Annotated in this window: 11 protein-coding genes; 1 reads left to right on the forward strand and 10 read right to left on the reverse strand. The window is 59.3% G+C overall.

Features of this window, described 5'->3' with window-relative positions; all coding sequences use genetic code 11:
- Positions 1-185: 185 nt before the first annotated feature.
- The 6 genes from PL79_RS21180 to PL79_RS21205 all read right to left on the reverse strand — a co-directional run bounded on the left by PL79_RS21180 (position 186) and on the right by PL79_RS21205 (position 5,862).
- Positions 186-1,064 carry a toll/interleukin-1 receptor domain-containing protein gene (locus tag PL79_RS21180; protein WP_193759860.1) on the reverse strand — a complete coding sequence of 293 codons (879 nt, stop codon included), beginning with the start codon at positions 1,062-1,064 and terminating at the stop codon, positions 186-188.
- Positions 1,065-1,489: 425 nt separating this feature from the next.
- Positions 1,490-2,692: a toll/interleukin-1 receptor domain-containing protein gene (locus PL79_RS21185; RefSeq protein WP_207671178.1), complete on the reverse strand. Its 1,203-nt coding sequence runs from the start codon at positions 2,690-2,692 to the stop codon at positions 1,490-1,492.
- Between the two features lie 11 nt (positions 2,693-2,703).
- The gene (locus tag PL79_RS21190) at positions 2,704-3,291 is read right to left on the reverse strand and encodes a TIR domain-containing protein (protein WP_044845089.1); all 588 of its coding nucleotides are present in this window, start codon (positions 3,289-3,291) and stop codon (positions 2,704-2,706) included.
- Positions 3,292-3,302: 11 nt separating this feature from the next.
- Positions 3,303-4,130 carry a hypothetical protein gene (locus tag PL79_RS21195; protein WP_044845090.1) on the reverse strand — a complete coding sequence of 276 codons (828 nt, stop codon included), beginning with the start codon at positions 4,128-4,130 and terminating at the stop codon, positions 3,303-3,305.
- Positions 4,127-5,311, reverse strand: a complete 1,185-nt coding sequence (locus PL79_RS21200) for a toll/interleukin-1 receptor domain-containing protein (RefSeq protein WP_082088511.1) — start codon at positions 5,309-5,311, stop codon at positions 4,127-4,129. The genes PL79_RS21195 and PL79_RS21200 overlap by 4 nt, the downstream gene beginning before the upstream one ends.
- An 8-nt stretch (positions 5,312-5,319) precedes the next feature.
- Positions 5,320-5,862 carry a TIR domain-containing protein gene (locus tag PL79_RS21205; protein WP_044845156.1) on the reverse strand — a complete coding sequence of 181 codons (543 nt, stop codon included), beginning with the start codon at positions 5,860-5,862 and terminating at the stop codon, positions 5,320-5,322.
- 430 nt (positions 5,863-6,292) lie between these two features.
- Between PL79_RS21205 and PL79_RS21210 the strand changes: the two genes are divergently transcribed.
- Positions 6,293-6,505, forward strand: coding sequence for a helix-turn-helix transcriptional regulator (locus tag PL79_RS21210; protein WP_044845091.1), 213 nt, complete (start codon positions 6,293-6,295; stop codon positions 6,503-6,505).
- 14 nt (positions 6,506-6,519) lie between these two features.
- On the opposite strand, the gene PL79_RS21215 is transcribed toward PL79_RS21210, so the two are convergent.
- The 4 genes from PL79_RS21215 to mobH are packed head-to-tail and all read right to left on the reverse strand — an operon-like array spanning position 6,520 to position 12,075.
- Positions 6,520-6,990, reverse strand: coding sequence for an SET domain-containing protein (locus PL79_RS21215; RefSeq protein ID WP_044845092.1), 471 nt, complete (start codon positions 6,988-6,990; stop codon positions 6,520-6,522).
- A gap of 29 nt (positions 6,991-7,019) precedes the next feature.
- Positions 7,020-7,718, reverse strand: a complete 699-nt coding sequence (locus PL79_RS21220) for a DUF4400 domain-containing protein (protein ID WP_044845093.1) — start codon at positions 7,716-7,718, stop codon at positions 7,020-7,022.
- A 15-nt stretch (positions 7,719-7,733) separates the two neighbouring features.
- Positions 7,734-9,884 carry a type IV conjugative transfer system coupling protein TraD gene (traD, locus tag PL79_RS21225; protein ID WP_044845094.1) on the reverse strand — a complete coding sequence of 717 codons (2,151 nt, stop codon included), beginning with the start codon at positions 9,882-9,884 and terminating at the stop codon, positions 7,734-7,736.
- Positions 9,885-9,906: 22 nt separating this feature from the next.
- On the reverse strand, positions 9,907-12,075 hold the full coding sequence (mobH, locus tag PL79_RS21230; protein WP_044845095.1) for a MobH family relaxase: 2,169 nt from the start codon (positions 12,073-12,075) through the stop codon (positions 9,907-9,909).
- Between the last annotated feature and the right edge of the window lie 285 nt (positions 12,076-12,360).

A 12,360-nucleotide genomic window follows, 5' to 3' on the forward strand; every position in this document is an offset into this window, starting at 1 on the left:
ACTGTCAATATCGGTATCAGCGACAATCAACCTGCCCAAGCACACTCAACTTCCTCGCGCTCGCCAGAAAATAATGCTCATGATTTCATCAGTTTGGCGCACCTTTTGGATTGTAAATTTTCTTTATCGGAGACGTCGACCAAATCCGATCCGAAAGTTGATTAGATAACAACCCTTCCATCGAATCATCTTATGCGCCCATCAATCAGCGCAATAACTCGACTTTCCAGATCCTGCCTTGTTAATGCGGTGTGGTAAATAAGATCACGCGCCCTAGTAGGCACAATGCGAGTCTCGTCTGTTCGAATTATCCAAAGATCCATTTTTTCTTGGCTATGCCTATCGAGCGCCAACTCAAACTCATCGAAGCACCAAGGACTACACGCATATTCGGCCGACCACAATGCGATGAAAACCGTCGCTTCGAAGACGGCCTCGCGAATTCGTTCAACGACCGAGTGTCCCGCCCCGAAATCGCTTTCATCGCGGAACACTGTGATATTCCGGCGCCGGAGAAGAGTTTCAACATGATCGGCTTCCGCCTGCCGCGCCCTCGGATAACTAATGAAAATCTTCTCGTTGCTCGGAGCGTCGAGCACGGAGTCTCTGCCTACGGCAAACGCATTGATCATCGATTCAAGAGAATCCTCGACGTCGTGGTCTTGCAACTTTATGAAATTGAGGCCCAGCTTGTCTTCCAATTCGTACCGACGACGCTCGTATGATAATTTTGCAGCACCTCCGAGCACGGGAAAGGGTAGAACATGCTTTCGCTTTCCATCGGCGACCTGGAGCAGCATATTAGCGGAGCCGTCAACGTGCCCCCCGATAGCAATCGTCACGTTGCTGGAATCAAGCGCTCGCAACTGAGACAAAAGCCATGCGTACCGGCGGCCATCTTCTGTATCGCTTTGCCAAGGTGCGTGCGGAATTCTATGCACGTTTTCTAACTTCAATTGACCAACGACATTTTCTATACTCTGTCTTACCTTGGCGTCGTCGGGGAAGTGAAACTCGACCTCGATTGAACGTCCACGTGCGGCCGATGCAGCACCATGCAACACCTCAACGTCCGCGGTATTTGGGAAAGGACTGCACAGTATCAGGGCATGACCAGCGTTTGCTAAGCTTCGTCCTATAGACCGACAGAGTTTGCTCCTCCCCTGCTCCGATGAATCGACTCCGCGATCGGCTGGCCCACCAATAACAAATATCTTCATTGTGTTGCCCCGATGTATTTTCTCTTTAAAAGATTTTCCTGGTTCACGCCTGCATCGCAATTTTAAATCTCGACATTACCGTCGAGCAGAATGACAGAATTGATTTAACACACCCACTATGCACAGATACGGTTTGGGCTGTTCAAAACACTTTGCTTTTAGGTGCTACACGAATTTTCCAATGAGGCGTTGAAACTGAGACCGCAAAACCAATCAATGACATCGATTGATGTTTTAGCTCGACCATGCCTGCCCTCTCGCTAGCCCTGTCACGATCGACTCTTCACAAATCGCCGTGTCGCATCGGTCTTACTGACCTGAAGGGTAATGAACGGCCCCGAGGCTAATGCTTGGAAGACGCGAATCGCATCCCGCTCCTGCAGATAAGCAATCGCGGGATTGAGACGTCGCGCAGTCCAGCCGTACCTCTGTGCGATCTCCAAAGGCGTTGTCGGCATCTCCGAATCATTGACAAGGTCGACGGCTAGCCGCACAGCATCAAGAGCCGGATCCCAAGGCTGCCAGTAGCGATCGAACTCAGAATACAGCGTGCTTTTGGGTACTACAAAGTCGAATCTGGTCTGCACGCGATGTCGGATCTCGTAAAGCGCGTCAGCCAAATCCTCAGGCGACAGGCCTGTACGTTCTGCGATCTCGTCGATCTTCAATTGAGGATCGGCGAATTGTCCATTTTTGCTAGCCGTAACGAATAAGCCCGCCACGGCTGTCGCCGCACTTGTGTACCCACTACGAGGCGCACTAACAGCCGCCGGCGCGGGTCCACGCTCCGGTTTCCTGCTCACTCCGTGGATATCGTGGACGAGTTGGAGCATTCCCGTCCCGTCCGCGCCGATTTCGGGCGAAAGCATTCCGGCCATCAAAGGAGGAAGGGCCGTCGCTCCCAGTCCATGTCGCAGCGGTATGAACCGGCTCTTGTCACCGAGCTTGCGTATGAAGCCTCCGTCGATTTCCTCGTTCACCCACGGGCGGGTTATTGACGCCGGTGTCAGGAGAACAAGGAAATGCGTGCAATTCTCCAGGCCTTCATCGATCTTGCGTCTGATGCTATCGCCGGCCCGAATCTCCCACTCCGCCCACCATGTTTCAATCCCGTTCGCCTGTAAACACTCAGCGATTTTGCTGGCCAGATGCCGATCTTCCCATCCATAGCTGAGAAAAGCGCGCGGACCAGTGCCAGCATCTGAATCAACAAACGTCATGCTGTTCAACTCCTCCGGGCTCATCCTGTCCCGAACTATCTGTAGCAGCGCCGGCGACCCTTCTATCCGAAACGCCATATCCCGGAGATCATCTCCCTCAACTACCACGGAAGGAAACTCTCCCGTCTCCGGATGCCGAATCGATCCTAACTTTTCCCGCATGCTAGTCGCGATCTTGGCAGCGGCAGTCCGCATTATCTCTTTCTCAAGATCCCTCGGCATGATCGATTTGCCATTGATCGTCAACTTCAACAGGCTCTCTTCTAGTTTACTCTTTTACGGATTTTCGCCGTGCCTTTCGCCCATCTTGCAAGACTCGCGTATGTATCGGCGGCCTCGGTAATCCACAGCTCGCGCTTTTTTGTCTCCCGGCTTGTCTCTATATCCACGTGCGGGTACAGGTTGAGATACTCTTCGCCTTTGAATGCCTCTTCCTGGTTCCGAGTTATCGGGATGATCCCAACAGATCCCTTAAGGCCGTCAAAGAAACCAAGCTCCCATGGCATCCAACGGGATTTCTTCGAGTACTGACTGTGGACGTAAAGAAGCGTATTCGAGCATCGCATCCGATATCGCAGGATCTCCGCAGTCTCTCGCGTTACCCTTTCGGGAGAAAGATGAGGATCGCTGTACTTGTCGACGTAGACTGAGAGTCCTCTATCCTCAAGCAAAGCCACGACGCCGAGCAAAATATCCTCCGGCTCTGCCGAAGAATGGCTGAGAAACACATCGAACCGTTCATCGGCCAATGCGGCTGTCGCTTCCGAGAGTATGCGCCCCGCAGATTTCTGAAGACGTCGAGTGACGCGTTCCGCACGCGCTCGAACTTCCTGTTCCGTAAGATATGCCATGGCAATACAAGCTATGAGCCATCCTTGGTGGTCGCAACATTGAGCAACCCGCGAATGATAAGAAGGATGGCTTGATCGACGTGTGGCGTACAGGCAAGAATAGTGTTCTCTTCCTGCGTAAGACCGTTGTGAAGATCGACGTCTCGGAAGACCTTGAAGGCGGCCCGACCAGGCCATGCCGGCCGCGATCCTGTCCAAGGCGCAATCAGTCCGACGCTTTCCGCGATGTCGCGCGCACACCCGCCGAAGCCGCCCAGGAGAAACAGGGGCTGCCCTTTTTGCATCGACAGCAATGCTTCTTCGGCGATACCGGGCATGGCGCCTCTGTACTGATCCACCCGTCCGCCCAAGACAATTCTGGCGTGCGTCTCTGAGAGCATTGTCCGACGCATGGACGTAAGTCCCTGCGACCACTCCACGTCGGTTGGCGCACACTGCAGAAGGTGCTGACGTTCATCCACCGACAGCCGGGCACCGTCCAGTGTGAGGCAAACGAGTTCAGCCGCCCCTTCAAGGTCAGCAGCAAATGCTTGCAGATCGCCGAACGGCTTAGCAATATGCACTGGCCAAGCCAGATAATTGGTAACACCGATTTGATCGTCCCCACCACTCGTATCCCGGCGGTGCCGAGCCACAAGCTCGAATAACAACTCGCTGAATCCGTACTGACGTAGATCGCCCCCATAAACGAGCTTTGCGCCCAACGCAAGCATGTGCCGAGCAATCTCGGCCATGGCATCGCGCAAATGCTCTTCGCTCAACCCTAACGCCGGCATATCCGGGCTTTCTGAGGTCGATATAGCGATTGAGTGACAATGAAGGACTTCTTGATAGTTCATCTGACCGCTCCCGCGAGCCACTCGGTCAGGCTGCGCAACTGTACACGAGGGGCAACATCCGCGAACAGTCTTTCTTCTTCGGCGCTAAGCGGTGGATCCGGGTACACGATCACCGGAGCAGGCGCGTCAATGGCGGATGGTAGGCTGGCGAGTGTGATGAGTTCCGGCGGGCGAGGCACAAATACGACCGACGAATCGGCTCTAACACTAGCGAGTTCCACCTTGCAGCGCCATAAAAAATCCTTTAGAACCTCGTCAAGCAATCGGCCAATGACGGAGTCGATACGATCCACACCGTGAGGCTCCAACCGAACCACAGGAACATTTCCCATGTAAGGAAAGCCGCGTTCATCGAGATCGGTAATACTGTTGGCGACGACTAGAGGTACGTTCCAACGCTTTGCTTCTATGATCTCGCGACGACACCACTCTCGAGACGAGTACGAGTCGGTGTGGATGGCTACCATAGCGCTCACCCGCACCTGCTGGAGCAAGACTTTATGAAATCGAAGGCCAGCCGGAATATCGTGGACGTCGAAAAAGCTTGAAAGACCATGACCACTGTGAAGCCGGTCACGAATTAAGTGCGCAATCCTCTCTCCATCGCCGTCATGCTTGGAGTGGCTGAGGAAAACTTGCACTTTCTTAAGGTAAGCCTCAAGTTCATCGTCTTCCTTGGCAGGATGTTTTAGATGCTCCAGATAGTGGCGCAGCATCCGGCAAAATTCGTAGGTAAGCTCACTGATCAGTCGCTGCCGACGATCGTCATTGGAGCCGCTCCAACGATCCCAGCGCAGCGCCTGTTCTTCCAGCCCTAGATTGTTGAGTGCCGCTCGCTCAAAGGAAATAGGGAAAACACGGGAGCCAAGGCCTGCAGCCTCAGTTCGATCGACTAGCTCCCGAATGTAATTGGACCAAGCCGCATCTGCTGTCAACGTCGAGTTGGCCATCACCACGACAGCGGTCGCCTCAGCTTCGGCTAGGTCAATCGGCAAAGGTTCGTCGGCCCCGGGAGCGTTGGTTGAACGGTAAATCACGCTCAAACCCGTGCCGCCCGCTACATTCTCATATAGCTTGCGGCGGAAATGCTTCCGCAACATCTCCGCAATCTCGGGACCGTCAGTAAACCCGGGATGCCAGACGACATAGACCACGAGGAACGGCCGAGTCGAATCGATCATGGTGCTTCTCAGGCGTTGCGCAATCTGCGGTCGCGCGTATTGACGATCAGCTTACAGCTACGAGACTTCGCATCCGCAACAAGGCGTTCGAGTTGTCCCGGGCTGGCGGTAATGTCTTCCCAGCTGCGCCATACCGCAAAGCCAGACTGGATGTTGTCGTGCAGCCTGCCGGGAACAATGACTTTGTTATCCTTGGGATCGCGAGCCGCAGTCGGCAGGCGAACCCCAATCAAGCCGTGCTCCTTGTCGAGCGTCGCCTTGATCTCCCAGTCCACATACTTGCGGCCCCATGTCTCGGCACCGACAAGAACAATCGTGCAAGAGCTTCCAGTTATATAGTTTTCCCGGATCCGTCGCATAACGTAATCGACGTCGTCGCTATCTACCTCACGCTCAAGTGAGTTGTCGTAGATTACGTCATAGGTGTCGTGGAACGCCTGCGAGAATGCGTCATAGTACCGTTGGTCTCGCCTATGGTGGTAGCTGAGAAACACCTTATGTTTGACCGGCTTCTGTACGCGAAGACTTTCTCCAAATATCCCGTAGCTCATGCGGTTTTTCCTTTGGTACCGGACAATCACCTTCTTTGCGACGTCCGGCAATCTCATTCGACGATCTCACCCACCGCTAACAAGGTAACGACTGCGTCCCACCGCGCGTCATATGTCATCAAGTCGTCAATTGGTTCGGGTTCGTTCGGTGTCACTTTGTGCGTGGGCCTTCTCTTGCGCCGGTTAGCTCGCGAAAATAGCGGCAGCACCCCAGTGGCGCGCTATCGAGCATCCACGAACTTGGGCCGCTCGGCTCGCGGAGAAAAGCGTAACCAAGTGTAACCGTCGCGTGTCTTTTTTGGTAGCCTATACATGCGCTGATGTCACCGCACCGTTTGTCGCGTCACGGTGCATCTTTTGCGAATCCATTGCCACGGACCAGACTCCGGGGATAATCGGACCTGGCCAGTGCAATGCGGAGCCGTGCAAAATGGACCAGGTAATGCGCATGAAGGAAGTCGTGAAAAAGATCGGCCTTTGCCGTGCCACCATCTATGCGATGATCAGCCGCGGCGAATTCCCGCGCCCTATCCGCATCGGAGAACGTGCAACAGGCTGGCGCGAGTCGGAACTGGAAGCATGGCTCGCTGCCCGCACTGCGACGCGAGAGCGGTCAGCGCCAGTGCTACCATCGGGCCGCTGATCGTCCACCGAGCGTCACGACGCGCCGACACCCAGCATCGTGCCGCGGCATCCTCGCGTCCCACACCGGCAGACGTAGCTTAGTCTCGTCTCTTCGTCCGTCGGATCGTCGACGGCCAACTGGTAATCGAGAAAGAGTTCCTCGCCGGGTCCAATCGCGGTCGACGCGTGAATAAATACGCGGTCTTCGATCTCAACCGCCTCGCAATTGGCCGTACACGCATGATTGAGCCAGCGCGCGCTGTTTCCACCACGCCCGCCGTCGATTACGCGTCCGTCGGAGAGACCAAAGAAATACGTGTGGCCCGCTATGCCATTACTTCCATGCTCCCTGATGGCCGCCGTCCACGCGATCCGCTCGCCCTTGTATTCAAAAATCCGCTCGCCGGCTTCGAGTATCCGTAATGCGAAGACACCACGCCCATGCACGGGCGAGCGCCGAACCACTACGCGTCGGCGAATGACCTGTCCATTCTCTTTTTTCATGGCGGAAGTATAGGACGACAAATTGCGGTCTACGTGTACTTCTTGAAGTACTTCGCCATGTTCCATACGGCGATCACGATCATTATCGACACCGGCCAGAAAAGCAGCCAGACCGGCAGCCGTACCGGCGCGACCAGCCAGACGATCGCAGTCAGCGGGATGACGCCGAACATCAGCAGATGTTTTACGTGGTGATAGCGGGTCGCGGATTCATGCCCGCCCAACGCGCGTCTCACATCTCGCGCGACCAGTCCGTCAACCAGCGCGACGGCAATCGCGAGGACGAACTGCGGCACCGTCATGGCGAGCATCGCCATGCGAACCCCGAAGAGCTTGAGGCCGTACATCGCGACAACAAGCCCCTCGCGCGTCCCCCCTGAAAACGCAGGCTGGAGATACGATCCGAGTCCCTGTGCCGGCAGCACGCCAGCCTGCCATGCCCGCGCCGACGCGTCGACGCCGGTCCAGCCGAACCAGGTCCAGTAGGCGAAGTCCGCGGCCCTCGCAGCGAGGCCGGGATCGGTTGTTCCGTTCAGGTAATAACGCAGGAGCGCCTGCACCCCGCCCACCGGATCGTCGCGCCACAGGAAATGTGCGGCCAGCAGATCCGCCAGGACCGAAAGTATGCTTGCCAGCAGCAGCCAGAGCGCAACGTGAATCGCCAGATCGACGACCCAGAAAAACGACTTCACGCCATCGGCGTTTCCATCACGCGTCTTCGCTGCCATGCTCACTCCATCGCGTCAGAATCCCGCGCCCTTGCCTTCCACAGCCCACGGTTCGGTGGTGGATTGCGAAGCACCGATGACGTTCCCTCCAACCGGCATGAAACTGCCCACCGCGCCACCGATGGCGTCGGGCGCCACACCGCCCGATTCATCGAAAGCCGATACGGCCTGGACATAAGACGTATAGCGGGAACGCATGTCCGCCACCACGTCGTCGAGCCCGGGCAGCATGACGGGGTCATGCGCATCGAGCAGCGGCAGCCGGACCTTCACAAGCTGGCCGCCCTCAACGAGCGCGAACGCCTGGCCCTTGGGCAACTGCGTCAGGTCGGCCGCCTGTAGCATTGGCACCTCTCGCACTGAAACCTGGTCGTGCGTCTGCGCCGTGAAATGCACACCCTCACCGCGGCGCACGGCGTCCGTCGCCGACGACACAAGCGTCAGTGATTTCACGTCGACCATCGGGAGCTGGTCGGTCAGGATCTTCGCGGTCGTCACATACTTCACGCGCAGCATCACGAGCGTGTTGAAGTTGCCGAAGATCTGCTCGGCCTTCGCGCGCGAGCCGATCTTCGCCTCGAGATCGGCGCTCGTCTGCGTGTAGGCCGTGACCTGATAACCCGCCCCGCCCCCCTTGTTCACCATCGGTACGAATTCGTCGCCGACCAGTTCGTTGAACTCGTCCGCGTGGATCGACACGCGCCGGTGGCTGCCTGCCGTGCTTTGTCCGTAGCCGTGCCCATACTTGTAGATGCGGCCCGCGGTCGATGTCAGATCGGCGAACATCGCGTTGCCGACCACGCCCGCGACCTCGAAGTCGGACAGCGCATCCAGTCCGACGTACACGATGCCGCCACGGTCCATGACCCGGTTCCAGTCGAACACCTGGCGCGGATCGTGTGGATCGTCGTAGTCGGGTGACAACAGCTCTGAGGTCCTTCCTGTGGTGAGCTTTTCCAGGAGCGGATAGAGCGACGAGACGAGCTTGTCGAAGTACGAGCGCTCATTGCTGATCACCGACAGCAGGCCGTTGGCAATCGGATCCGTCCAGCCCTGCTGACGGATGAGATTGGCCACCTGCAGGACTTCCTGATTGCGCTGCAGGCGCATCGCCTGCTTCGCCTCTTCCTTGTCCAGGGGTTCGAGCCCCTCCTCCCATCCCGCGTGATCGCGATCGAGCCAGAACCGGAAGTACCGCAACGCGAGCCCGTCGATATTCACCGCGTTCTGGTAGATCATCTCGTAGGTGGGACGGATGCCGAGCGCACTCATCGCCCGCGCCATCACGTTCACGAAGCGCCAGACGAAATCCCGGAATGCGGCTGACTGGCCCTCCTTCGGCAGGTTGCCTGCGATGCGCGTGGCGACCTCCGTAATCCGCGAGTAGGTGCCGATCGGGCTGTAGCGCGCCGACCGGTCGGGATAGCCGAGATGGAAGAACGTGAACTCGCCTTCCCGTCCGCAACGTTTCGCTTCGGCGTACATGCGAAGCAACAGGTCAACGTCGCCCTTCGGATCGAACACGATCACGATGTCGCCGCGCCGGATGTCCTGGGCAACCAGCACCTCGCACAGCCGCGTCTTGCCCACGCGCGTCGTGCCCAGCACCGCCATGTGCCCCACACGCTCGCCAATGTCGAACCAGATATCGCGCTCGTCCGGCTCGACACCATGCAGCGCAGGGTCGCCTCCGACCGGCGGCAGCGGCGCGACAGGATTCCACCATGCTTCGCGACTCGTCACGCGCGCGATGCGGCTGCCGGGACGCTGCCGCTCATGATCCCGCGCCCGGTCGTACAGGTCATTGCGGGCCAGCAGCCGGCGGTTTTCGGGAAACCGGGCCTGATACAGGCGCTGCGTGTGAATGACACTCCACCGAAAGCCCCGCCCGAGAAATACCTCCTTCGCGGAGCACGGAATGTCAGCCGCGGGAATGACATATTGCGGCAGACGCCGCAGGTTGCGCTGGAAGCGGATCAGCCGCCATGCCTGTCGCCCGCGAGTCCAGGCGAGTGACAGCAGGGCAAGCGTCGTGACGCCGCCCGTGGCGGGCGTGATGAGGAAGAGCGCCGGATGGGACCAGAGGATTCCGGTCGCAACGAGCGCAGCAACGCAGGACAGCAGCTCGGCCGGTTTGCGGAAAAGGTTCTCGACCGGATACGCCATCTCCGCCGTCCGCGTTCCCGGTTCAGTCTTGCACCGGGGCCGCGTCTTCCACCACGACGGCCTTCTGCTTCGACTGGATCATCGCGTTCGGCGGCGGCACGGGATTGAAGAACCGCTCCGGCTCGGGCACGAGCATCACGGACAACTGACGGCCGCCGGCGCCCTTGATGTTGTAGTGGATCAGATAGGAGCGCCCCGCGCCATCGCCATCCGCTGTGACCGGATAGCCGGATTTCTGGAAATCGCGCTGGACCTGCTTCCATGGCTCGGGCGTGCGGCCATCTTCAGCCGGCGTCTGCTCGATCGCCTCCCGATGGGCTTGTGCGAAATCGCGGAAGATTGCGGGCGTCACCAGCAGCATGCCCTCCGGCACGAAATGCACGCGGGCCATCGATTCGTTGTAAGGCAATCCGCCATTGGCCACCCCCTCCTGCACCCAGGCCATGAACCGTTCCGCATTGGGCCGCGGCTGCCGCGCACCCGCGCGGGTGGCAATGGATCGCGACGGGACCCGCGCCTTCTCGCGCGGACGCACCGGCGCACTCACCTGATCCGCTACGGGCCCATCATCCCTAGGTTGGCCGTGACCGACGGCCACTTCGTCATCCAGCACCGCGGCGCTCTCGGTGTCCGGCAAATATGCGGGCTCGCCCTCGTCGATGGAATCGGCTTCGAACGCGGCCCTCGCCTGCAATCCAGGCGAGTTATCGTCCGCGTCATGACGATCCCGGCAATCCGGCCGATCCAGCTCTTCGCGCGCGGGTGACGCCGCTGAGTCTGGCGCCTCGGCGCTTTGTCCAACCGCCACCGTCGTCGCGACTTCCGCCACCTGCGACGGCGCTCGCGGAGCAGTCTCTGCTGGCATGGGCGTTGCACCGCCATCAGCGTTGCCGGCTGGTTCCTCCGTCGGCTTCGGCCCAGTGCCCGACTCGATAACCTGAATGGAGCCTGCCGGAAGCGAACGCGGATAGCGGGCGGGATCCGCATAGAGCCGTCTGAGCGGAAAGCGCAGGACGGTGAACGTCTGCGTCCAGGTGCCTATCGCGACCGCGATCGTCCAGATCGCACCACCTTCTGGCGTGGGCACCAGCGCGCCGTACTCCTGCCACGTATCGAAGAGCCGGTTGTTGTCCGTCGGGATGCCTGCCGCGCCGCGCTGTTGTTCCTCATTCGAAGCAAGGTAATGGCGCACGGCCTCGGCCAGCGTTTTGGCCACGCACCAGAGCGATTCGCCATCGCAATAGCCCGTCGCGCCGGCGCGGTTGAGCGGCACACCGCCCTCGGCGAGCAGCCGCCGCAGTCCTTCCATCAGGCGCTCGATCAGCGGGACGGCACGCGCCGTTGAAAACCGCGTACGTGGGCCGGCAAGCAGGTTTTCCGCGACGGAGCGGCGATCCGCGTCGCCCACGATCTTCGCCAGTGCGCAATTTTTTGCACCATCTTTCGCGCTGTCTTTCCCACCGCCATCGCCGGACAGGTATGCCGCCAGTTCCTGCAGCACCGGGGGGTACTGCGCCAGCCAGCTCAACGAAGCTGCCGGCACGAGGCGCTGCAGCAGCACGATGGCGAGTCGCGAATGGGCGCCGTAATCCCGCTCGCCGGGCGCCGGGAAATCCACGCGATACCATTCGCCACCCTGCTCGTTCATGCTGCCGGCCATCGGCATCCAGGGCCGCACCTCGTGGCCGGTGGCCAGATCGACCTTCAGATCCGCGAGCGGCTTGCCGATGTCATGCAGCAGCGCAGCGACCAGCACCGCGTAACTGCACCGCGCGCCATGCCGCATCTGGTCTTCCGGGCTCGCCCCGAGCGGCAACCGGTATCCTTCGCGCACATGCAGCGCATAGCGCGCCACTTCAAGCAGATGGATCAGCAGGCCGCCCGGTTGCGCGTGATGATGCGATTCGGACGCGGGCAGAAGCTGCACGAATTCCGCGAGCCGCTGCAGCAACGGTTCGAGGTCGCGCTGCTCGCTCTCAGGCGACAGCCCGAAACTGCTGGAGATACGGCGGACCATCCCCTCGACGCATGTTCGCCGAATCAGCTCGCGGTATCCCAGTACCGGCAGATACTGCGACGAAGGCGGCACGCCGCGTGTGACGGGCGGCGCAGCCGGTGGCATCGGCCGCGTCGCCTGCACCATCGACGATCGTGGCAACTTCAACCAGTTAAGGGCATTGGCTAAGGCCATGTAGGGTTTCCGGCAGAGCGGGAAGACGAGATTGGCTCGGTCATGAGGCGCGCGACTCAACGCGTCGCATGGTTCAACCGTACGCACTGGCCCGCAGCGCCTGCCGCAAATGGCTGCACGAGAACGTGCCGCGCCGCGCAGTCATGCTGCCTGACGGACGGCTGCGATTCGAGGACCGCTCCCTGATCCTTCCCAGCCTTCTGCGGCAAGCACCGCTGCGTTTCTTCTCCCATGCTCCACGCCCTTTTTTGCCCTTCGGCGTTTGCGCCTTTGAGCGGGTGATGC

The sequence above is a fragment of the Burkholderia sp. USMB20 genome (genome assembly GCF_000949135.2).
In the GTDB taxonomy this organism is placed as follows: domain Bacteria; phylum Pseudomonadota; class Gammaproteobacteria; order Burkholderiales; family Burkholderiaceae; genus Burkholderia.

Excerpts from the sequence above, each read along its gene's own strand:
- PL79_RS21190 (WP_044845089.1), bottom strand. The coding sequence starts at position 3,291 with ATGGCATATCTTACGGAACAGGAAGTTCGAGCGCGTGCGGAACGCGTC.
- PL79_RS21195 (WP_044845090.1), bottom strand. The coding sequence starts at position 4,130 with ATGAACTATCAAGAAGTCCTTCATTGTCACTCAATCGCTATATCGACC.
- PL79_RS21200 (WP_082088511.1), bottom strand. The coding sequence starts at position 5,311 with ATGATCGATTCGACTCGGCCGTTCCTCGTGGTCTATGTCGTCTGGCAT.
- PL79_RS21205 (WP_044845156.1), bottom strand. The coding sequence starts at position 5,862 with ATGAGCTACGGGATATTTGGAGAAAGTCTTCGCGTACAGAAGCCGGTC.
- PL79_RS21210 (WP_044845091.1), top strand. The coding sequence starts at position 6,293 with ATGGACCAGGTAATGCGCATGAAGGAAGTCGTGAAAAAGATCGGCCTT.
- PL79_RS21215 (WP_044845092.1), bottom strand. The coding sequence starts at position 6,990 with ATGAAAAAAGAGAATGGACAGGTCATTCGCCGACGCGTAGTGGTTCGG.
- PL79_RS21220 (WP_044845093.1), bottom strand. The coding sequence starts at position 7,718 with ATGGCAGCGAAGACGCGTGATGGAAACGCCGATGGCGTGAAGTCGTTT.
- traD (WP_044845094.1), bottom strand. The coding sequence starts at position 9,884 with ATGGCGTATCCGGTCGAGAACCTTTTCCGCAAACCGGCCGAGCTGCTG.
- mobH (WP_044845095.1), bottom strand. The coding sequence starts at position 12,075 with ATGGCCTTAGCCAATGCCCTTAACTGGTTGAAGTTGCCACGATCGTCG.